Annotated in this window: 13 protein-coding genes and 3 rRNA genes; 13 read left to right on the forward strand and 3 right to left on the reverse strand. The window is 55.8% G+C overall.

What is annotated here, in order from left to right; translation table 11 throughout:
• The first annotated feature begins 31 nt into the window (after positions 1-31).
• The 5 genes from hemE to BFV65_RS01275 all read left to right on the forward strand — a co-directional run bounded on the left by hemE (position 32) and on the right by BFV65_RS01275 (position 3,572).
• On the forward strand, positions 32-1,096 hold the full coding sequence (gene hemE / locus BFV65_RS01255) for a uroporphyrinogen decarboxylase (protein ID WP_023299076.1): 1,065 nt from the start codon (positions 32-34) through the stop codon (positions 1,094-1,096).
• Between the two features lie 9 nt (positions 1,097-1,105).
• Entirely contained in the window at positions 1,106-1,777 is a 672-nt protein-coding gene (nfi, locus tag BFV65_RS01260) for a deoxyribonuclease V (protein WP_003862312.1), read from the forward strand.
• 41 nt (positions 1,778-1,818) lie between these two features.
• Entirely contained in the window at positions 1,819-2,409 is a 591-nt protein-coding gene (locus BFV65_RS01265) for a YjaG family protein (protein WP_022646712.1), read from the forward strand.
• A 186-nt stretch (positions 2,410-2,595) separates the two neighbouring features.
• Positions 2,596-2,868: a nucleoid-associated protein HU-alpha gene (hupA, locus tag BFV65_RS01270; protein WP_002445246.1), complete on the forward strand. Its 273-nt coding sequence runs from the start codon at positions 2,596-2,598 to the stop codon at positions 2,866-2,868.
• An 11-nt stretch (positions 2,869-2,879) separates the two neighbouring features.
• Positions 2,880-3,572: a DUF1481 domain-containing protein gene (locus tag BFV65_RS01275; protein WP_069596140.1), complete on the forward strand. Its 693-nt coding sequence runs from the start codon at positions 2,880-2,882 to the stop codon at positions 3,570-3,572.
• A gap of 48 nt (positions 3,573-3,620) precedes the next feature.
• On the opposite strand, the gene purD is transcribed toward BFV65_RS01275, so the two are convergent.
• Positions 3,621-4,913: a phosphoribosylamine--glycine ligase gene (gene purD, locus BFV65_RS01280; RefSeq protein WP_022646714.1), complete on the reverse strand. Its 1,293-nt coding sequence runs from the start codon at positions 4,911-4,913 to the stop codon at positions 3,621-3,623.
• A gap of 15 nt (positions 4,914-4,928) precedes the next feature.
• Positions 4,929-6,518, reverse strand: a complete 1,590-nt coding sequence (purH, locus tag BFV65_RS01285) for a bifunctional phosphoribosylaminoimidazolecarboxamide formyltransferase/IMP cyclohydrolase (RefSeq protein ID WP_022646715.1) — start codon at positions 6,516-6,518, stop codon at positions 4,929-4,931.
• 563 nt (positions 6,519-7,081) lie between these two features.
• On the opposite strand from purH, the gene BFV65_RS01290 reads away from it, so the two are divergent.
• The 7 genes from BFV65_RS01290 (at position 7,082) to aceK (ending at position 18,058) form a co-directional block, all read left to right on the forward strand.
• Positions 7,082-8,623 (forward strand): 16S ribosomal RNA (locus BFV65_RS01290).
• 198 nt (positions 8,624-8,821) lie between these two features.
• Positions 8,822-11,726 (forward strand): 23S ribosomal RNA (locus BFV65_RS01295).
• Positions 11,727-11,797: 71 nt separating this feature from the next.
• Positions 11,798-11,913 (forward strand): 5S ribosomal RNA (gene rrf / locus BFV65_RS01300).
• Together the 16S, 23S and 5S rRNA genes form the textbook arrangement of a ribosomal RNA operon.
• Positions 11,914-12,131: 218 nt before the next feature.
• Positions 12,132-13,061, forward strand: a complete 930-nt coding sequence (gene metA / locus BFV65_RS01305; RefSeq protein WP_022646716.1) for a homoserine O-acetyltransferase MetA — start codon at positions 12,132-12,134, stop codon at positions 13,059-13,061.
• Positions 13,062-13,331: 270 nt separating this feature from the next.
• Positions 13,332-14,933, forward strand: a complete 1,602-nt coding sequence (gene aceB, locus BFV65_RS01310) for a malate synthase A (protein ID WP_023299079.1) — start codon at positions 13,332-13,334, stop codon at positions 14,931-14,933.
• Between the two features lie 31 nt (positions 14,934-14,964).
• Entirely contained in the window at positions 14,965-16,269 is a 1,305-nt protein-coding gene (gene aceA, locus BFV65_RS01315) for an isocitrate lyase (protein ID WP_023299080.1), read from the forward strand.
• Between the two features lie 49 nt (positions 16,270-16,318).
• Entirely contained in the window at positions 16,319-18,058 is a 1,740-nt protein-coding gene (gene aceK, locus BFV65_RS01320) for a bifunctional isocitrate dehydrogenase kinase/phosphatase (protein WP_069596141.1), read from the forward strand.
• Positions 18,059-18,563: 505 nt separating this feature from the next.
• On the opposite strand, the gene iclR is transcribed toward aceK, so the two are convergent.
• Positions 18,564-19,391, reverse strand: coding sequence for a glyoxylate bypass operon transcriptional repressor IclR (iclR, locus tag BFV65_RS01325; protein WP_022646720.1), 828 nt, complete (start codon positions 19,389-19,391; stop codon positions 18,564-18,566).
• A 193-nt stretch (positions 19,392-19,584) separates the two neighbouring features.
• On the opposite strand from iclR, the gene metH reads away from it, so the two are divergent.
• On the forward strand, positions 19,585-23,268 hold the full coding sequence (gene metH, locus BFV65_RS01330) for a methionine synthase (RefSeq protein ID WP_069596142.1): 3,684 nt from the start codon (positions 19,585-19,587) through the stop codon (positions 23,266-23,268).
• Positions 23,269-23,376 lie beyond the last annotated feature (108 nt).

Below are 23,376 nucleotides of genomic sequence, written 5' to 3' on the forward strand. Positions count from 1 at the left end.
CTGACGGACTGACGCAATAAGGAACTGCAAAATGACCGAACTGAAGAACGATCGTTATCTGCGTGCGCTGCTGCGCCAGCCCGTTGATGTCACCCCGGTGTGGATGATGCGCCAGGCGGGACGCTATCTGCCAGAGTACAAAGCCACGCGTGCGCAGGCGGGCGATTTTATGTCGCTGTGCAAAAACGCCGAACTGGCCTGTGAGGTGACGCTCCAGCCGCTGCGCCGCTTCCCGCTCGATGCCGCCATTCTTTTTTCGGACATTCTTACCATTCCGGACGCGATGGGCCTTGGGCTCTATTTCGAAACCGGCGAGGGGCCGCGTTTTACCTCACCGATCAAAAGCAAAGCCGACGTTGATAAGCTGCCGATCCCCGATCCGGAAGGCGAGCTGGGCTATGTGATGAACGCCGTGCGCACCATCCGCCGCGAGCTCAAAGGCGACGTGCCGCTGATTGGCTTCTCCGGTAGTCCGTGGACGCTGGCAACCTACATGGTGGAAGGTGGCAGCAGCAAAGCCTTTACCGTCATCAAAAAGATGATGTACGCAGAGCCGCAGGCCCTGCATGCCCTGCTCGACAAGCTGGCGAAGAGCGTCACGCTCTATCTCAACGCGCAGATTAAAGCGGGCGCGCAGTCGGTGATGATTTTCGACACCTGGGGCGGCGTGCTGACCGGGCGTGATTATCAGCAGTTCTCCCTGTACTACATGCACAAAATTGTCGATGGTCTGCTGCGTGAAAACGAAGGCCGCCGCGTGCCGGTAACGCTGTTTACGAAAGGCGGCGGTCAGTGGCTGGAAGCGATGGCGGCCACCGGCTGTGATGCGCTGGGCCTCGACTGGACCACTGATATTGCCGATGCGCGTCGTCGCGTGGGGGATAAAGTGGCGCTCCAGGGCAACATGGACCCTTCCATGCTCTATGCGCAGCCTGCCCGTATCGAAGAAGAAGTGTCGACTATACTGTCTGGTTTCGGCCAGGGCGAAGGCCACGTCTTCAACCTCGGTCACGGTATTCATCAGGATGTACCGCCAGAACACGCTGGCGTATTTGTGGAGGCGGTGCATCGGCTTTCTGCCCAGTATCACAAGTAAGGAGTGGTTATGGATCTCGCGTCGCTACGCGCTCAGCAAATCGAACTGGCTTCATCGGTGATCCGCGAGGATCGTCTGGATACGGACCCTCCGCGATACATTGGCGGGGCGGATGTCGGGTTTGAGCAAGGCGGTGAAGTGACGCGAGCGGCGATGGTGGTGCTGAAATACCCGTCGCTGGAGCTGGTGGAGTACAAGGTGGCGCGTATCGCCACCACCATGCCCTATATCCCCGGCTTTCTCTCCTTCCGCGAATATCCCGCGCTGCTGGCCGCGTGGGAGCAACTCTCGCAAAAACCCGATCTGCTGTTTGTGGATGGGCACGGCATCTCCCATCCGCGTCGCCTGGGCGTTGCCAGCCACTTTGGTCTGCTGGTAGACGTGCCGACCATCGGCGTGGCGAAAAAACGCCTGTGCGGCGCGTTTGAGCCGCTCTCTGCCGAACCGGGCGCGCTGGCGCCGCTTATCCATAAAGGCGAGCAGCTGGCGTGGGTCTGGCGCAGTAAAGCGCGCTGCAATCCGCTGTTTATCGCAACCGGGCATCGGGTCAGCATGGACAGCGCCCTGGCGTGGGTGCAACGCTGTATGAAGGGCTACCGCTTACCTGAGCCTACCCGCTGGGCTGACGCCGTTGCCTCTTCACGTCCGGCATTCATTCGTTGGCAGGAAATTCAGCCGTGATTCAGGTAAACTGCGGCTAATTTTCGATTCGAGACATCATCATGTTACAAAACCCGATTCATCTGCGCCTTGAGAAGCTGGAAAGCTGGCAGCACGTGACGTTTATGGCTTGCCTGTGCGAGCGCATGTACCCCAACTATGCCGCGTTCTGTAAGCAAACGGAGTTTGGCGAAGGCCAGATTTATCGACGTATTCTGGATTTGATCTGGGAGACGCTGACGGTCAAAGACGCAAAGGTAAACTTCGACTCTCAGCTTGAAAAGCTGGAAGAGGCAATTCCTGCGGCGGACGATTACGACCTGTATGGCGTCTACCCGGCTATCGATGCCTGTGTGGCGTTGAGCGAGCTGATCCACTCCCGTCTGAGCGGTGAAACCCTGGAGCACGCCATTGAAGTCAGTAAGGCATCCATCACCACCGTCGCGATGCTGGAAATGACCCAGGAAGGCCGTGAAATGACCGACGAAGAGCTGCGTGCTAACCCGGCGGTTGAACAGGAATGGGATATTCAGTGGGAAATTTTCCGTCTGCTGGCGGAGTGTGAAGAACGTGATATTGAGCTGATCAAAGGGCTTCGCGCGGACCTGCGCGAGGCCGGCGAGAGCAATATTGGTATAATTTTTAACCAATGAGACAACAAAACGTGATTTAACGCCTGTTTTGTCACTCCTCGACTCTTCCCTTTCGCCCCCCGTCTGGTCTACATTTGGGGGGCGAAAAAAAGTGGCTATCGGTGCGTGTATGCAGGAGAGTGCTTTTTTGGCATTTTCGTCGCACTCGATGCTTAGCAAGCGATAAACACATTGAAAGGATAACTTATGAACAAGACTCAACTGATTGATGTAATTGCGGACAAGGCTGATCTGTCTAAAGTGCAGGCTAAAGCTGCTCTGGAATCTACCCTGGCTGCTATTACTGAGTCTCTGAAAGAAGGCGATGCTGTACAACTGGTTGGTTTCGGTACCTTCAAAGTGAACCACCGCGCTGAGCGTACTGGCCGCAACCCGCAGACCGGTAAAGAAATCAAAATCGCCGCAGCTAACGTGCCGGCATTTGTTTCTGGTAAAGCACTGAAAGACGCAGTTAAGTAAGACGCGTGGCAGTGAACAGTTTTAACGAAGGGGCGGCAACGCCCCTTTTGTCATTCTGGCGTGGACCGCTCGCGCTGGCAGGCGTACTGTTGCTGTCTGCCTGTAGTCATGATTCCTCACTCCCCCCGTTTACCGCCAGCGGCTACGCTGACAACCAGGGAGCGGTCAGGATCTGGCGCAAAGATTCCAGCGATGAAGTGCATATGCTTACCGCGTTCAGTCCGTGGCATAACGGCAATACCTCGACCGCAGAATACCGCTGGCAGGGCGATGCGCTGTCGCTCATTGAACTGAATATCTACAGTAAGACTCCCGAACACGTGAAGGTGCGTTTTGACGACCACGGCGAGCTGAGCTTTATGCAGCATGAGGTCAGTGGACTGAAACAGCAGCTTTCCAGCGATCAGGTCGCGCTCTACCGCTACCGTGCTGAACAACTTCGCCAGACCAGCGATGCGCTGCGTCAGGGCCGCGTGGTGCTGCGCCAGGGGCGCTGGCATGCCGACGGCACGGTGACCACCTGCGAAGGGCAGACAGTGAAACCTGAGCTTGAATCCTGGGCAACCGAACACATTCAGCGTCGTCAGTGGCATTCATCTGTGGAGGTGAGTGTGGCATGGCTGGAAGCGCCGGAAGGCTCTCAGCTGTTGCTGGTGGCGAACGAAGATTTCTGCACCTGGCAGCCGACAGAGAAGAGTTTCTGACGTAAATCCCCTCTCCCTTTGGGAGAGGGTTAGGGTGAGGGTGTGAAATTACTCTCCCTGCTCCCGCGCAATGGCACGATAGCCGATATCCTGGCGGCTGAAGCTGCCGTTCCAGTGAATATCCGCCATCAACGCATAGGCGCGCTTCTGCGCCTCTGCCACGGTATGACCCAGTGCGGTCGCACACAGCACGCGTCCACCATTAGTGAGCACGCGGTCATCGTCAGAGAGCTTTGTACCGGCGTGGAACACCTTCGCACCGTCAATCTCTTCCAGCGGCAGGCCGTGGATCTCATCCCCGGTATTGTAGCTACCCGGATAGCCACCCGCAGCAATCACCACACCTAAAGAGGCACGCTCGTCCCACTCGGAAGTTTTCTCATTCAGCTTGCCTTCGCACGCCGCCAGACACAGATCAACCAGATCGGACTTCATGCGCAGCATGATCGGCTGAGTTTCCGGATCGCCGAAGCGGCAGTTGAATTCAATCACCTTCGGGTTACCCTGCTTGTCGATCATCAGGCCTGCGTAGAGGAAACCGGTGTAGGTATTGCCTTCCGCCGCCATCCCTTTTACGGTTGGCCAGATGATGCGGTCCATGGTGCGCTGGTGTACTTCGTCAGTGACCACTGGAGCAGGGGAGTAAGCACCCATCCCGCCGGTGTTTGGACCCGTGTCGGCATTGCCTACGCGCTTGTGATCCTGGCTGGTGGCCATCGGCAGGACGTGCTCGCCGTCAACCATCACGATAAAGCTCGCTTCTTCGCCGTCGAGGAACTCTTCAATCACGATGCGGTGGCCCGCATCGCCAAAGGCGTTACCCGCCAGCATATCCTGCACAGCGGCTTCCGCTTCTTCAAGGGTCATCGCCACGATAACGCCTTTCCCGGCAGCCAGACCGTCGGCTTTAATCACAATCGGCGCGCCTTTTTCACGCAGGTAAGCCAGAGCAGGCTCTACCTCGGTGAAGTTCTGATATTCCGCCGTCGGGATGTTATGACGCGCGAGGAAATCTTTGGTGAAGGCTTTTGAACCTTCCAGCTGTGCGGCACCTTCCGTTGGGCCGAAAATTTTCAGGCCCGCGGCGCGGAAGGCATCTACAACGCCGATCACCAGCGGCGCTTCCGGGCCCACAATCGTCAGATCGATATTCTCGTTCCGGGCAAAGCTCAGCAGCGCCGGGATATCGGTTACGCCGATGGCGACGTTCTGTAGCGCGGGCTCCAGTGCGGTACCGGCGTTACCCGGTGCCACAAAGACGGTTTCAACCTGCGGAGACTGCGCTGCTTTCCACGCCAGGGCGTGCTCGCGCCCGCCATTACCAATCACTAATACTTTCATTTTCTGCTCCGGAAATTAATGGCGGAAGTGGCGCATGTCGGTAAAGATCATTGCGATGCCGTGTTCGTCGGCAGCGGCAATCACTTCGTCATCACGGATTGAACCGCCAGGCTGGATCACACAGGTGATGCCCACAGCAGCGGCCGCATCAATACCGTCGCGGAAAGGGAAGAAGGCGTCAGAGGCCATGGCGGAACCTTTGACTTCCAGACCTTCGTCACCTGCTTTAATACCCGCGATTTTCGCAGAGTAAACGCGGCTCATCTGGCCTGCGCCTATCCCGATGGTCATGTTCTCTTTGGCGTAAACAATGGCGTTAGACTTCACGAACTTCGCCACTTTCCAGCAGAACAGCGCGTCGCGCAGCTCCTGTTCGGTCGGCTGACGTTTGGTCACCACGCGCAGGTCGGCTTCTGTCACCATACCCAAATCGCGATCCTGAACCAGCAGACCGCCGTTCACGCGCTTGAAGTCCAGGCCCGGCACGCGCTCTGCCCACTGGCCGCAAACCAGCACGCGCACGTTCTGTTTCGCCGCGGTGATTTTCAGCGCTTCTTCGGATGCGGATGGCGCGATGATCACTTCGACAAACTGACGGGAGATGATGGCCTGCGCGGTTTCCGCATCCAGCTCGCGGTTGAAGGCGATAATGCCGCCGAACGCGGAGGTCGGGTCGGTTTTGTAGGCGCGATCGTAGGCATCCATAATGGAGGTGCTTACTGCGACGCCGCATGGGTTGGCGTGCTTGACGATAACGCAGGCCGGCTCGCTGAACTCTTTCACGCATTCCAGCGCGGCGTCGGTATCAGCAATGTTGTTATAAGAGAGGGCTTTGCCCTGTACCTGCTGAGCAGTCGCAACAGAGGCTTCTTTCACCTCTTCTTCTATATAGAAGGCTGCCTGCTGGTGGCTGTTCTCGCCGTAGCGCATATCCTGCTTCTTAATGAAGTTCAGGTTCAGGGTGCGCGGGAAGCGACCAGATGGATCTTTGCTTTCACCGTGGTAGGCAGGAACCAGGCTACCGAAGTAGTTGGCGATCATGCTGTCGTACGCGGCGGTGTGTTCGAAGGCTTTGATGGCGAGGTCGAAACGCGTATCAAGCGTCAGGGACCCTTCGTTGGCGTCCATCTCATTAATAATGGCGCTGTAGTCGCTGCTCTTCACTACGATGGCCACATCTTTATGGTTCTTGGCTGCGGAGCGCACCATGGTCGGGCCGCCGATATCAATGTTCTCTACGGCATCTTCCAGAGAACAGCCTTCGCGGGCGACGGTCTGGGCGAAGGGATAGAGGTTAACGACAACCATGTCGATGGGGGCAATATTGTGCTGCTCCATAATGCCGTCGTCCTGACCGCGACGACCCAGAATGCCGCCGTGCACTTTCGGGTGCAGGGTTTTGACGCGTCCATCCATCATTTCCGGGAAACCGGTGTAGTCGGACACTTCGGTTACCGGCAGACCTTTCTCTGCTAACAGGCGAGCGGTACCGCCTGTAGAAAGCAGCTCCACACCGCGTGCGGAAAGTGCCTGAGCGAATTCGATGATACCGGCTTTATCAGAAACACTGAGCAGAGCGCGGCGGACTGGACGACGTTGTTGCATGGTAAATCCCCTGGATTTCACGATTACAGAGAGCGTTAGATGAATTTTCCAGCGAAAAACTCATCTAACACACCTGACGAGGCCTCCTTGTTAAGCGCGAGCATTTTAACGAAAACGTTTGCGCAACGCTCGCATATTTTCACTTTTTCGAAGCGCTGTGGATAACTCTGTGCGTAAAAGGGTATAAGGCGGGGTTTTGCTGGGGAATGCAGCAGTCAGTCATTTTTCTGTCATTTAGCGGTTGCGGCCTTCGGAGAACTCCCTATAATGCGCCTCCATCGACACGGCGGATGTGAATCACTTCACAGACAACCCGGTCGGTTGAAGAGAAAAAATCCTGAAATAACGGGTTGACTCTGAAAGAGGAAAGCGTAATATACGCCACCTCGCGACAGAGCGCTGAAGCGCGTCGCAACTGCTCTTTAACAATTTATCAGACAATCTGTGTGGGCACTCAAAGTGACATGGATTCTTAACGTCCTCGGACGAAAAATGAATACCAAGTCTCAACGAGTGAACACGTAATTCATTACGAAGTTTAATTCATTGAGCATCAAACTTTTAAATTGAAGAGTTTGATCATGGCTCAGATTGAACGCTGGCGGCAGGCCTAACACATGCAAGTCGAACGGTAACAGGAAGCAGCTTGCTGCTTCGCTGACGAGTGGCGGACGGGTGAGTAATGTCTGGGAAACTGCCTGATGGAGGGGGATAACTACTGGAAACGGTAGCTAATACCGCATAACGTCGCAAGACCAAAGAGGGGGACCTTCGGGCCTCTTGCCATCGGATGTGCCCAGATGGGATTAGCTAGTAGGTGGGGTAACGGCTCACCTAGGCGACGATCCCTAGCTGGTCTGAGAGGATGACCAGCCACACTGGAACTGAGACACGGTCCAGACTCCTACGGGAGGCAGCAGTGGGGAATATTGCACAATGGGCGCAAGCCTGATGCAGCCATGCCGCGTGTATGAAGAAGGCCTTCGGGTTGTAAAGTACTTTCAGCGGGGAGGAAGGCGACAGGGTTAATAACCCTGTCGATTGACGTTACCCGCAGAAGAAGCACCGGCTAACTCCGTGCCAGCAGCCGCGGTAATACGGAGGGTGCAAGCGTTAATCGGAATTACTGGGCGTAAAGCGCACGCAGGCGGTCTGTCAAGTCGGATGTGAAATCCCCGGGCTCAACCTGGGAACTGCATTCGAAACTGGCAGGCTAGAGTCTTGTAGAGGGGGGTAGAATTCCAGGTGTAGCGGTGAAATGCGTAGAGATCTGGAGGAATACCGGTGGCGAAGGCGGCCCCCTGGACAAAGACTGACGCTCAGGTGCGAAAGCGTGGGGAGCAAACAGGATTAGATACCCTGGTAGTCCACGCCGTAAACGATGTCGACTTGGAGGTTGTGCCCTTGAGGCGTGGCTTCCGGAGCTAACGCGTTAAGTCGACCGCCTGGGGAGTACGGCCGCAAGGTTAAAACTCAAATGAATTGACGGGGGCCCGCACAAGCGGTGGAGCATGTGGTTTAATTCGATGCAACGCGAAGAACCTTACCTACTCTTGACATCCAGAGAACTTTCCAGAGATGGATTGGTGCCTTCGGGAACTCTGAGACAGGTGCTGCATGGCTGTCGTCAGCTCGTGTTGTGAAATGTTGGGTTAAGTCCCGCAACGAGCGCAACCCTTATCCTTTGTTGCCAGCGGTCCGGCCGGGAACTCAAAGGAGACTGCCAGTGATAAACTGGAGGAAGGTGGGGATGACGTCAAGTCATCATGGCCCTTACGAGTAGGGCTACACACGTGCTACAATGGCGCATACAAAGAGAAGCGACCTCGCGAGAGCAAGCGGACCTCATAAAGTGCGTCGTAGTCCGGATTGGAGTCTGCAACTCGACTCCATGAAGTCGGAATCGCTAGTAATCGTGGATCAGAATGCCACGGTGAATACGTTCCCGGGCCTTGTACACACCGCCCGTCACACCATGGGAGTGGGTTGCAAAAGAAGTAGGTAGCTTAACCTTCGGGAGGGCGCTTACCACTTTGTGATTCATGACTGGGGTGAAGTCGTAACAAGGTAACCGTAGGGGAACCTGCGGTTGGATCACCTCCTTACCTTAAAGAACCTGCCTTTGTAGTGTCCACACAGATTGTCTGATGAATGATGAACTTCTGAATGTACTTTTGAGTGCATTAAGAAGTTTTGCTCTTTAAAAATCTGGATCAAGCTGAAAATTGAAACGACACACAGCTCATGTGTGTTCGAGTCTCTCAAATTTTCGCAATCAGAAGTGAAACATCTTCGGGTTGTGAGGTTAAGCGACTAAGCGTACACGGTGGATGCCCTGGCAGTCAGAGGCGATGAAGGACGTGCTAATCTGCGAAAAGCGCCGGCGAGGTGATATGAACCTTTGACCCGGCGATGTCCGAATGGGGAAACCCAGTGCAATTCGTTGCACTATCGTTAACTGAATACATAGGTTAACGAGGCGAACCGGGGGAACTGAAACATCTAAGTACCCCGAGGAAAAGAAATCAACCGAGATTCCCCCAGTAGCGGCGAGCGAACGGGGAGCAGCCCGGAGTCTGAATCAGCTTGTGTGTTAGTGGAACGGTCTGGAAAGTCCGACGGTACAGGGTGATAGTCCCGTACACGAAAGCACACTTGCTGTGAACTCGAAGAGTAGGGCGGGACACGTGGTATCCTGTCTGAATATGGGGGGACCATCCTCCAAGGCTAAATACTCCTGACTGACCGATAGTGAACCAGTACCGTGAGGGAAAGGCGAAAAGAACCCCGGCGAGGGGAGTGAAAAAGAACCTGAAACCGTGTACGTACAAGCAGTGGGAGCCTCTTTATGGGGTGACTGCGTACCTTTTGTATAATGGGTCAGCGACTTATATTCTGTAGCAAGGTTAACCGTATAGGGGAGCCGAAGGGAAACCGAGTCTTAACTGGGCGTTAAGTTGCAGGGTATAGACCCGAAACCCGGTGATCTAGCCATGGGCAGGTTGAAGGTTGGGTAACACTAACTGGAGGACCGAACCGACTAATGTTGAAAAATTAGCGGATGACCTGTGGCTGGGGGTGAAAGGCCAATCAAACCGGGAGATAGCTGGTTCTCCCCGAAAGCTATTTAGGTAGCGCCTCGTGAATTCATCTTCGGGGGTAGAGCACTGTTTCGGCTAGGGGGCCATCCCGGCTTACCAACCCGATGCAAACTACGAATACCGAAGAATGTTATCACGGGAGACACACGGCGGGTGCTAACGTCCGTCGTGAAGAGGGAAACAACCCAGACCGCCAGCTAAGGTCCCAAAGTCATGGTTAAGTGGGAAACGATGTGGGAAGGCACAGACAGCCAGGATGTTGGCTTAGAAGCAGCCATCATTTAAAGAAAGCGTAATAGCTCACTGGTCGAGTCGGCCTGCGCGGAAGATGTAACGGGGCTAAACCATGCACCGAAGCTGCGGCAGCGACACTATGTGTTGTTGGGTAGGGGAGCGTTCTGTAAGCCGTTGAAGGTGTGCTGTGAGGCATGCTGGAGGTATCAGAAGTGCGAATGCTGACATAAGTAACGATAAAGCGGGTGAAAAGCCCGCTCGCCGGAAGACCAAGGGTTCCTGTCCAACGTTAATCGGGGCAGGGTGAGTCGACCCCTAAGGCGAGGCCGAAAGGCGTAGTCGATGGGAAACAGGTTAATATTCCTGTACTTGGTGTTACTGCGAAGGGGGGACGGAGAAGGCTATGTCAGCCGGGCGACGGTTGTCCCGGTTTAAGCATGTAGGCGGAGGTTCCAGGTAAATCCGGTACCTTGTTAACGCTGAGGTGTGATGACGAGGCACTACGGTGCTGAAGTGATAAATGCCCTGCTTCCAGGAAAAGCCTCTAAGCATCAGGTAACACGAAATCGTACCCCAAACCGACACAGGTGGTCAGGTAGAGAATACCAAGGCGCTTGAGAGAACTCGGGTGAAGGAACTAGGCAAAATGGTGCCGTAACTTCGGGAGAAGGCACGCTGATATGTAGGTGAAGCCCCTGCGGGCGGAGCTGAAATCAGTCGAAGATACCAGCTGGCTGCAACTGTTTATTAAAAACACAGCACTGTGCAAACACGAAAGTGGACGTATACGGTGTGACGCCTGCCCGGTGCCGGAAGGTTAATTGATGGGGTTAGCGGCAACGCGAAGCTCTTGATCGAAGCCCCGGTAAACGGCGGCCGTAACTATAACGGTCCTAAGGTAGCGAAATTCCTTGTCGGGTAAGTTCCGACCTGCACGAATGGCGTAATGATGGCCAGGCTGTCTCCACCCGAGACTCAGTGAAATTGAACTCGCTGTGAAGATGCAGTGTACCCGCGGCAAGACGGAAAGACCCCGTGAACCTTTACTATAGCTTGACACTGAACACTGGTCCTTGATGTGTAGGATAGGTGGGAGGCTTTGAAGCGTGGACGCCAGTCTGCGTGGAGCCAACCTTGAAATACCACCCTTTAATGGCTGGTGTTCTAACGTAGACCCGTAATCCGGGTTGCGGACAGTGTCTGGTGGGTAGTTTGACTGGGGCGGTCTCCTCCCAAAGAGTAACGGAGGAGCACGAAGGTTGGCTAATCCTGGTCGGACATCAGGAGGTTAGTGCAATGGCATAAGCCAGCTTGACTGCGAGCGTGACGGCGCGAGCAGGTGCGAAAGCAGGTCATAGTGATCCGGTGGTTCTGAATGGAAGGGCCATCGCTCAACGGATAAAAGGTACTCCGGGGATAACAGGCTGATACCGCCCAAGAGTTCATATCGACGGCGGTGTTTGGCACCTCGATGTCGGCTCATCACATCCTGGGGCTGAAGTAGGTCCCAAGGGTATGGCTGTTCGCCATTTAAAGTGGTACGCGAGCTGGGTTTAGAACGTCGTGAGACAGTTCGGTCCCTATCTGCCGTGGGCGCTGGAGAATTGAGGGGGGCTGCTCCTAGTACGAGAGGACCGGAGTGGACGCATCACTGGTGTTCGGGTTGTCATGCCAATGGCACTGCCCGGTAGCTAAATGCGGAAGAGATAAGTGCTGAAAGCATCTAAGCACGAAACTTGCCCCGAGATGAGTTCTCCCTGAGACTTTAAGTCTCCTGAAGGAACGTTGAAGACTACGACGTTGATAGGTCGGGTGTGTAAGCGCAGCGATGCGTTGAGCTAACCGATACTAATGAACCGTGAGGCTTAACCTTACAACGCCGAAGCTGTTTTGGCGAAGAGAAACAGACACAATTTTCAGCCTGATACAGATTAACAGAATTTGCCTGGCGGCTTTAGCGCGGTGGTCCCACCTGACCCCATGCCGAACTCAGAAGTGAAACGCCGTAGCGCCGATGGTAGTGTGGGGTCTCCCCATGTGAGAGTAGGGAACTGCCAGGCATCAATCAGAAAGAACCCCGTACCGGAAGGTGCGGGGTTTTTTGCTTTGTGCGTTCTGAAAAGTCGGGTGGTGGCCCCACCTTACCCGCCCTACATGCTTTCCCTCCTTGAAACTTTCTCACCTTTCGCTTGCAGACTCGACATTAAGCCCGTTTCTGGGTATCGTTAGCTGTCTGGATGTCTAAACGTTTATACGTATGCTGTGAGGATTTAAGGTTATGCCGATTCGGGTGCAGGACGAGCTACCAGCCGTCAATTTCTTGCGTGAAGAGAATGTCTTCGTCATGACGGCTTCGCGTGCGACAGGTCAGGAAATTCGCCCGCTGAAGGTGCTTATTCTCAATCTGATGCCAAAAAAGATCGAAACGGAGAACCAGTTCCTGCGTTTGCTCTCCAACTCTCCGCTTCAGGTTGATATCCAGCTGCTGCGCATTGACGCCCGTGAGTCACGCAACACGCCTGCTGAGCATCTGAATAACTTCTACTGTAATTTTGAAGATATTCGCGATGAGAATTTCGATGGACTGATCGTCACCGGCGCACCGCTGGGTCTGGTGGAATTTAATGACGTTGCCTACTGGCCACAAATCAGGCAGGTGCTGGAGTGGGCAAAAGATCACGTCACGTCCACCTTATTTGTCTGTTGGGCGGTACAGGCCGCGCTGAATATCCTCTATGGCATTCCCAAGCAAACCCGCAGCGACAAACTTTCTGGCGTATACGAACACCACATTCTTCACCCGCATGCGCTGCTGACGCGTGGTTTCGATGACACTTTCCTGGCTCCGCATTCTCGCTACGCCGATTTTCCGGCACAGCTGATCCGCGATTACACCGACCTGGAAATCCTGGCCGAAACGGAAGACGGCGATGCCTACCTGTTCGCCAGTAAAGACAAACGCATCGCGTTCGTTACCGGCCATCCTGAGTACGATCCGCATACCCTCGCGTCAGAGTATTTTCGTGACGTTGAAGCGGGTCTGAATCCGGATGTCCCGTACAACTATTTCCCGAAAAACGATCCGCAAAACACGCCTCGGGCAACCTGGCGTAGTCACGGAAATCTGCTGTTCACTAACTGGCTCAACTATTACGTCTACCAGATTACGCCGTACGATCTGCGCCACATGAATCCGACGCTGGAGTAATCGTCTGCATTAAACGATCCTAAAGCGTTTCAGCTATTCACATCAGGCACCTTCGGGTGCCTTTTTTATTTCCGAAAACCAACTCAACATCGTGAAAAACTTTAATCCCATATTAATCATGCAGTTGTGATTGGATATGAATTAAAATGGAAATTGTTTTTGATTTTGGAAAAATTATAGATAGTCTTAATTCTGCTGAGCGAAAACTAAACAACGATCTTTCGCTCGCATCGGGGGCGTGATTTTGGATCTTTGATGAGGAGCAGAACGATGACTCAACAGGCAACAACGGTCGATGAACTGACCTTTACCCAGCCGAATGGTGAGCAAGAACAGCAAGTTTTGACGGCAGAAGCGGTAGAGTTTCTGACTGAACTGGTGACTCGCTTTACGCCACAGCGTAATAAACTGCTGGCGGCACGCATTCATCAACAGCAGGAGATCGATAACGGCAAGTTGCCAGGGTTTATTTCGGAAACCGCTTCCATTCGTCATGGTGAATGGAAAATTCGCGGAATCCCTGAAGATTTACAGGATCGTCGCGTAGAGATCACCGGCCCGGTAGAGCGCAAAATGGTGATTAACGCCATGAATGCCAACGTCAAAGTATTTATGGCGGACTTCGAAGATTCCCTCGCGCCGGACTGGCAGAAAGTTATCGACGGGCAGATCAACCTGCGCGACGCCGTCAACGGCACCATCAGCTATACCAACGAAGCCGGTAAAATTTACCAGCTCAAACCGAATCCGGCGGTGCTGATCTGCCGCGTACGCGGTCTGCATTTGCCAGAAAAACACGTCACCTGGCGCGGAGAAGCCATTCCGGGCAGCCTGTTCGACTTTGCGCTGTACTTCTTCCACAACCATAAGAACCTGCTGGCGAAAGGCAGTGGCCCCTATTTCTATCTGCCGAAAACCCAGTCCTGGCAGGAAGCGGCGTGGTGGAGTGAAGTCTTCAGCTACGCAGAAGACCGTTTCAGCCTGCCGCGCGGCACCATTAAGGCTACGCTGCTGATTGAAACCCTGCCAGCCGTATTCCAGATGCATGAGATCCTCCATGCGCTGCGTGACCATATTGTGGGCCTGAACTGCGGCCGCTGGGATTACATCTTCAGCTACATCAAAACCCTGAAAAACCATGCCGACCGGGTATTGCCGGATCGTCAGGTTGTGACCATGGATAAACCGTTCCTCAGCGCCTACTCGCGCCTGCTGATTAAGACCTGCCACAAACGCGGCGCCTTTGCGATGGGCGGCATGGCGGCGTTTATCCCGAGCAAAGACGCAGAGCGTAACAATCAGGTGCTCAACAAGGTGAAAGCCGATAAAGAGCTGGAAGCCCGTAACGGCCACGACGGGACGTGGATTGCCCACCCCGGTCTGGCCGACACGGCGATGGAGGTCTTCAACCGCGTACTCGGCGACAACAAAAACCAGCTGTTTGTCACCCGTGAAGACGATGCGCCAATCGCAGAAGAACAGTTGCTTGCGCCGTGTGCGGGCGAGCGTACGGAAGAGGGCATGCGCGCCAATATTCGCGTCGCCGTGCAGTACATCGAGGCATGGATCTCCGGCAACGGCTGCGTGCCGATCTACGGCCTGATGGAAGATGCCGCCACGGCGGAAATTTCACGTACCTCCATCTGGCAGTGGATCCATCATCAAAAAACGCTCAGCAACGGCAAACCGGTCACCAAAGCCCTGTTCCGTCAGATGCTGGCCGAAGAGATGCGGGTCATCCAGGACGAACTGGGCGAGCACCGCTTCAGCAGCGGGCGTTTTAATGACGCTGCGCGCCTGATGGAGCAAATCACCACCTCTGATGACTTAATCGACTTCCTGACCCTGCCGGGCTACCGCTTCCTGGCGTAATTCACCACATAACAATATGGAGCATCTGCACATGAAAACCCGTACCCAACAGATCGAAGAGTTACAAAAAGAGTGGACCCAACCGCGCTGGGAAGGCATTCGCCGTCCGTACAGCGCAGAGGAAGTGGTGAAGTTACGCGGCTCGGTTAACCCGGAGTGTACGCTGGCGCAGAACGGCGCGGCGAAAATGTGGGATCTGCTGCACGGGGGGTCTAAAAAAGGTTATATCAACAGCCTCGGCGCACTGACTGGCGGTCAGGCATTGCAGCAGGCGAAGGCCGGCATTGAAGCTATCTATCTTTCCGGCTGGCAGGTCGCGGCGGATGCTAACCTGGCCTCCAGCATGTATCCGGATCAATCTCTTTATCCGGCGAACTCGGTGCCGTCAGTGGTAGATCGGATCAACAATACCTTCCGCCGTGCGGATCAGATCCAGTGGGCGGCGGGCATCGAGCCCCACGATCCGCGCTTTACTGATTATTTCCTGCCGATCGTCGCCGATGCGGAAGCCGGTTTCGGCGGTGTGCTGAACGCCTTTGAGCTGATGAAATCGATGATTGAGGCCGGTGCAGCGGCCGTACACTTTGAAGATCAGCTGGCGTCGGTGAAGAAGTGTGGGCATATGGGCGGGAAAGTGCTGGTGCCAACTCAGGAAGCGATCCAGAAGCTGGTTGCCGCGCGTCTGGCTGCTGACGTGCTCGGCGTGCCGACGCTGGTCATTGCTCGTACCGATGCGGACGCAGCGGACCTGATCACCTCTGACTGCGACCCGTACGACAGCGAATTCATCACCGGCGAACGCACCAGCGAAGGGTTCTATCGCACGCATGCCGGTATTGAACAGGCGATCAGCCGCGGCCTGGCGTATGCCCCTTACGCCGACCTGGTCTGGTGTGAAACCTCCACGCCGGATCTGGCGCTGGCGAAGCGCTTTGCCGATGCGATTCATGCGAAATATCCGGGCAAGCTGCTGGCCTATAACTGTTCACCGTCCTTCAACTGGCAAAAAAATCTGGACGACACGACCATCGCCAGCTTCCAGCAGCAGCTGTCGGATATGGGCTACAAGTACCAGTTCATCACCCTGGCGGGTATCCACAGCATGTGGTTCAACATGTTCGACCTGGCGCATGCCTACGCACAGGGCGAAGGCATGAAGCACTATGTTGAGAAGGTACAGCAGCCAGAATTTGCGGCGGGTAAAGAGGGATATACCTTCGTTTCGCACCAGCAGGAGGTGGGAACCGGCTACTTCGATAATGTGACCACGATTATTCAGGGCGGGACTTCCTCCGTCACGGCATTAACGGGTTCAACGGAAGAAGCACAGTTCTGATCTTTCCCCCTCTCCCCCCTCGGGGAGAGGGTTGGGGTGAGGGGAATATATGTCGCGTGGTCTGGAATTACTGATAGCCCAAACTATTTTGCAGGGCTTCGATGCCCAGTATGGCCGCTTTCTGGAAGTCACATCCGGCGCGCAACAGCGTTTTGAGCACGCCGACTGGCATGCGGTTCAGCAGGCCATGAAGCAGCGTATCCATCTCTATGATCACCACGTAGGTCTGGTGGTGGAACAACTGCGCTGTATCACCGACGGTAAAAGCCCGGATGCGGAATTTTTACTGCGCGTGAAAGAGCATTACACCCATCTGTTACCCGACTACCCGCGCTTCGAGATTGCGGAGAGCTTTTTTAACTCCGTCTATTGCCGGTTATTTGACCACCGCTCATTATCTCCTGAGCGGTTATTTATCTTCAGCTCCCAGCCCGAGCGACGCTTCCGTACCATTCCGCGTCCGCTGGCGAAAGATTTCTTTCCCGATCGCGGCTGGGAAAAGCTCCTGCACCGCGTCTTAACGGATTTGCCGCTGCGCCTGCCGTGGCAGAATAAACCCCGGGATATCGGCTATATCCACGCGTATCTCAGTGAAACCTTCGGTGAGGCGGTGCTCAGCCGCAGCCATTTGCAGGTTGCCAACGAGCTTTTCTACCGCAATAAGGCCGCCTGGCTGGTGGGCAAACTGGTTACGCCGACAGCCATCGTGCCGTTTCTGCTGCCCATTCACCGTACCGACGACGGCGAACTGTTTGTCGATACCTGCCTGACTACCAGCGCTGAGGCGAGTATCGTATTTGGCTTCGCCCGCTCCTATTTCATGGTCTACGCCCCGCTGCCTGCCGCCCTGGTGGAGTGGCTGCGCGAGATCCTGCCGGGCAAAACCACCGCCGAGCTGTATATGGCGATTGGCTGTCAGAAGCATGCCAAAACGGAGAGTTATCGGGAATACCTGCGTTATGTCACCACGGCTGATGAGCAGTTTATTGAAGCGCCGGGTATCCGCGGCATGGTGATGCTGGTCTTCACGCTGCCGGGCTTTGATCGGGTGTTTAAGGTGATTAAGGATAAATTCGCCCCGCAGAAAGAGATGAACGCAGCCCACGTCCGTGCCTGCTATCAGCTGGTAAAAGAGCACGATCGCGTCGGGCGAATGGCCGATACCCAGGAGTTTGAAAACTTTGTGCTGGATAAGCAGCAGATCGATCCGGCGCTAATGACGCTACTCATGCAGGAAGCGCCGACGAAAATTACCGATCTTGGCGATAAGATTGCGATTAGCCATCTCTATATCGAACGCCGGATGGTGCCGCTAAATATCTGGCTGGAGCAGTCCGAAGGTCAGGCTTTACGAGACGCCATTGAAGAGTACGGCAATGCGATTCGCCAGCTCGCCGCCGCTAATATTTTCCCCGGCGACATGCTGTTTAAAAACTTCGGCGTCACCCGTCACGGGCGGGTGGTGTTCTACGATTACGATGAAATTTGCTACATGACCGAGGTGAACTTCCGCGATATCCCGCCGCCGCGCTACCCGGAAGATGAACTGTCCAGCGAGCCGTGGTACAGCGTCTCGCCGGGCGATGTGTTTCCGGAGGAGTTTCGCCACTGGCTTTGTGCCGACCCGCGCATCGGGCCGCTATTCGAAGAGATGCATGCCGATCTGTTCCGCGCCAGCTACTGGCGCGGGCTGCAAACGCGGATTAAAAACGGGCACGTGGAAGATGTCTACGCTTACCGCCGCAAGCAGCGGTTTTGCATCCGCTTTTCTCCCTCTCCCGCAGGGTAAGGGCATCATGTTTTCTCCCTCTCCCTGTGGGAGAGGGATCCCCAGTAATTTTTTTATGCAGAAGCAATAAAGTTGCTTTCTAAATGACTGAGGGCTGTCAGCGATGCCCTGGTCCGGCTGTAAATCGCTGAGGCGTTTGCCTTCCGGCCGGGGCGAGGCGCAGGGATGCGCCGAGAGGGCGGCTTTACAGGGACGTTGCCTCCGCCCGTACCCGATAAGCCGGAAAGAATAAGCCGAGGGCACCGCGAAGCGGCGATTTACCGCCGGGAGCCCGGGTCGCCAGGGTGGTGGCGACTGAGCCACCCTGGCACGTTCACCGGTCATGTCGTTACAGAGTAGCAAGGAACATAAAGTGAACGGAATGACCACCACCGCCGTATGTTCCCCTCACCCTAACCCTCTCCCCGGAGGGGCGAGGGGATTGCTCAGTGCTCGCATTAATTTGTGGGGAACCCTCAGCCCTGTGGGAGAGGGCCGGGGTGAGGGCACCAGACCGCCCTCAATCCTAGCGAATCCCACCATACGCCAGCGTCACCTCTTTCGCGGCCTTAATCACCAGCGCACCCAGCTCGGTGACGCGGTCGTCGGTCATACGTGAAATCGGCCCGGAGATGGAGATGGCGGCAAACGGCTCGCGGTGTTCGTCGAAAATACAGGACGCGAGGCAGCGCAGCCCGAGGGCATGTTCTTCGTCATCAAACGAATAGCCGCGCTTGCGGGTCAGAGCCAGATCTTCTTTCAGATGCACCGGCGACACCAGGGTGGCGTGGGTGTAGGCGTGCAGACCTTTACGGTGCAGCAGACCCGTCACCTGCTCTTCGCTAAGCTGCGAGAGAAACGCTTTCCCTGCGCCAGAGGCATGCATCGGCAGCTTGCCGCCAATCGGTGCAGACATGCGCATCAGCTGCGTACACTGCACCTGGTCGATGATAATCGCCTGATGATCGCTCTGATCCAGCACGGCCAGGTTTACCGTCTCGCCGGACTCCTCCATCAGCTTGCGCAGAATCGGGTGGACAATCGCCAGCAGGTTGCGGCTTTGCAGGAAGCTGCTGCCGACAATAAACGCATGTGCGCCCACCGCCCAGTGTCCCAGCTCGCCCACCTGACGCACGAAGCCCAGCTGCTGCATGGTGGTCAGCAGACGGTGCGTGGTGGAGTTCGGCAGGCCAGCCTGCTGCGCCAGCTCTGTCAGGGCCACGCTACCATGCGATTCGGCTATCCATTCCAGCAGCTTCAGGCCGCGCGTCAGGGATTGAACCTGTCCGCCAGGTTGTGCAGCGGTGGTTGCAGCAGGTTTTCTGCCGCGTTTAGCGGGAACGGTCGTAACCATGACGAACTCCTTTTTCTGTATCGTGGAAATCATTTTCGTTTTATTTGGTGGTTTTGCAACCGCTTTCCTGACTGATCGGAGGAGTGATAGTGAACATGTCTCATGTTACCGCTGTGTGACTTTTCGACCCTTAAAGATTATGCCAGTATGGAACGCAGCCTTTTGGCCATGTTGAACGTTGTCGGGAGCAAGTGTGAGCAGCAAAGTAGAGCAACTGCGTGCGCAGTTAAATGAACGAATTCTGGTGCTGGACGGCGGCATGGGCACCATGATCCAGGGCTATCGTCTGAGTGAAGACGATTTCCGTGGAGAGCGCTTTGCCGACTGGCCTTGTGACCTGAAAGGAAACAATGACCTGCTGGTGTTGAGCAAACCCTCTGTCATCAGGGATATCCACAACGCCTACTTCGAAGCGGGTGCGGATATTGTAGAAACCAACACCTTCAACTCGACAACCATCGCCATGGCGGATTACCAGATGGAATCCCTGTCGGCGGAGATCAACTTTGAAGCGGCGAAACTGGCGCGCGCCTGCGCCGACGAGTGGACGGCCCGCACGCCGGACAAACCGCGCTATGTTGCCGGGGTGCTGGGCCCGACCAACCGCACCGCGTCGATTTCTCCGGACGTGAACGATCCAGCCTTCCGCAATATCACCTTTGACCAACTGGTGGCCGCGTATCGTGAGTCCACTAAAGCGCTGGTGGAAGGCGGTTCCGACCTGATCCTGATTGAAACCGTATTCGACACCCTCAACGCCAAAGCTGCAATTTACGCGGTGAAAGAGGAATTTGAGGCGCTGGGTGTTGACCTGCCGATCATGATTTCCGGCACCATCACCGATGCCTCGGGGCGCACGCTTTCCGGCCAGACAACCGAAGCGTTTTATAACTCTCTGCGCCATGCCGAAGCGCTCTCCTTCGGCCTGAACTGCGCGCTGGGGCCGGACGAGCTGCGCCAGTACGTGCAGGAGCTTTCGCGCATCGCAGAGTGCTACGTCACCGCCCACCCGAACGCCGGTCTGCCGAATGCATTCGGTGAGTACGATCTGGATGCCGACACCATGGCGGCGCAAATCCGCGAGTGGGCCGAATCTGGCTTCCTCAACATCGTCGGCGGCTGCTGCGGCACCACGCCGGAGCATATCGCCGCCATGAGCCGCGCCGTCGCCGGGCTTGCACCGCGCAAGTTACCCGAGCTTCCGGTAGCCTGCCGTCTGTCCGGCCTTGAGCCGTTGACCATCGGCGACGACAGCCTGTTTGTGAACGTGGGTGAACGTACCAACGTCACCGGTTCTGCGAAGTTCAAGCGCCTGATCAAAGAAGAGAAGTACAGCGAAGCGCTGGACGTTGCCCGCCAGCAGGTAGAAAGCGGCGCGCAGATCATCGATATCAACATGGACGAGGGGATGCTTGATGCCGAAGCGGCAATGGTGCGTTTCCTCAACCTGATTGCCGGTGAGCCGGATATCGCCCGCGTGCCGATCATGATTGACTCTTCCAAATGGGACGTCATCGAAAAGGGGCTGAAGTGCATTCAGGGCAAAGGCATCGTTAACTCCATCTCAATGAAAGAGGGCGTCGATACCTTTATCCACCACGCGAAGCTGGTGCGTCGCTACGGGGCCGCCGTGGTGGTGATGGCCTTCGATGAAGTGGGCCAGGCCGATACCCGCGAGCGCAAAATTGAGATTTGCCGCCGCGCGTACAATATTCTGACCGAAGAGGTGGGCTTCCCGCCGGAAGACATTATTTTCGACCCGAACATCTTTGCTGTCGCAACCGGCATTGAAGAGCACAACAACTACGCCCAGGACTTTATCGGCGCGTGTGAAGACATCAAACGCGAGCTACCGCATGCGCTAATTTCCGGCGGCGTGTCGAACGTCTCGTTCTCGTTCCGCGGCAACGACCCGGTGCGTGAGGCCATCCACGCCGTGTTCCTCTACTATGCCATCCGCAACGGGATGGACATGGGGATCGTTAACGCCGGACAGCTGGCGATTTACGACGACCTGCCCGCAGAACTACGCGACGCAGTAGAAGATGTGATCCTCAACCGTCGCGACGACGCCACCGAACGCATGCTGGATCTGGCGGAAAAATACCGCGGCAGTAAAGCTGACGAATCAGCCAACGTTCAGCAGGCCGAATGGCGTTCCTGGGATGTGAGAAAGCGTCTGGAATACTCGCTGGTAAAAGGCATTACTGAGTTCATTGAGCAGGATACCGAGGAAGCGCGTCAGCAGGCAGCCCGTCCGATTGAAGTGATCGAAGGGCCGCTGATGGACGGCATGAACGTGGTCGGCGATCTGTTCGGCGAGGGCAAAATGTTCCTGCCGCAGGTGGTGAAATCCGCCCGCGTCATGAAGCAGGCCGTGGCTTATCTTGAGCCGTTTATCGAAGCCAGCAAAGAGAAGGGCTCCAGTAACGGTAAGATGGTCATTGCCACCGTGAAGGGCGACGTACACGACATCGGCAAAAACATTGTCGGCGTGGTACTGCAATGCAATAACTACGAAATTATCGATCTTGGCGTGATGGTCCCGGCGGATAAAATCCTCAGGACCGCTCGCGAAGTGAATGCGGATCTGATTGGTCTTTCCGGGCTGATTACGCCGTCGCTGGACGAAATGGTCAACGTGGCAAAAGAGATGGAGCGCCAGGGCTTCACTATTCCGCTGCTGATTGGCGGGGCAACCACCTCGAAAGCCCACACCGCAGTGAAAATCGAGCAGAACTACAGTGGGCCGACGGTGTATGTCCAAAACGCCTCGCGCACCGTGGGCGTGGTCTCCGCGCTGCTGTCTGACACCCAGCGCGATGACTTTGTCGCCCGCACCCGCAAAGAGTATGAAACCGTCCGCATTCAGCATGGACGTAAGAAACCGCGCACGCCGCCGGTTTCGCTTCAGGCGGCGCGCGATAACGATCTGGCGTTCGACTGGTCCAGCTATACGCCGCCGGTCGCGCACCGTCTGGGCGTGCAGGACGTGACGGCCAGCATCGAAACGCTGCGTAACTACATCGACTGGACGCCGTTCTTCATGACCTGGTCGCTGGCGGGCAAATATCCGCGCATTCTTGAAGATGAGGTAGTAGGCGAAGAGGCGAAACGCCTGTTTAAAGATGCCAACGATATGCTCGACAGACTGAGCGCAGAGAAAGCCCTCAACCCGCGCGGCGTGGTGGGGCTGTTCCCGGCGAACCGCGTGGGCGACGATGTCGAAATTTACCGCGATGAAACCCGCACCCATGTGCTGGCCGTGAGCCACCATCTGCGCCAGCAAACCGAGAAAGTGGGCTTTGCCAACTACTGCCTGGCGGATTTCGTCGCACCGAAACTCTCCGGTAAAGCCGACTATATCGGCGCCTTTGCCGTAACCGGTGGTCTGGAAGAAGACGCGCTGGCGGACGCGTACGACGCACAGCACGATGATTACAACAAAATCATGGTGAAAGCGATCGCCGATCGCCTGGCGGAAGCCTTTGCTGAGTACCTCCACGAGCGCGTACGTAAGGTGCACTGGGGCTACGCGGCGAATGAGAATCTCAGCAACGAGGAGCTGATCCGCGAAAACTACCAGGGCATTCGTCCGGCGCCGGGGTATCCGGCCTGCCCGGAACACACCGAGAAGGACACTATCTGGAAACTGCTCGACGTGGAAGCGCATACCGGCATGAAACTTACCGAGTCGTTCGCCATGTGGCCGGGCGCGTCCGTTTCCGGCTGGTATTTCAGCCACCCGGACAGCAAGTATTTCGCCGTGGCACAGCTTCAGCGGGATCAGATTGAAGACTACGCCCTGCGAAAAGGCATGAGCGTGTCTGAGGTGGAACGCTGGCTGGCGCCGAATTTAGGCTACGACGCAGACTAACGTCACTTTTCCTTACAACAAACAGGGCACCGCTATGGTGCCTTGTCTCTTTCTTACGTTTAAACCCTTATACTGAACCTAAGGAAAATGAATAACGATAAGGAGGAA

The organism is Enterobacter hormaechei subsp. hoffmannii (assembly GCF_001729745.1).
Classification (GTDB): domain Bacteria; phylum Pseudomonadota; class Gammaproteobacteria; order Enterobacterales; family Enterobacteriaceae; genus Enterobacter; species Enterobacter intestinihominis.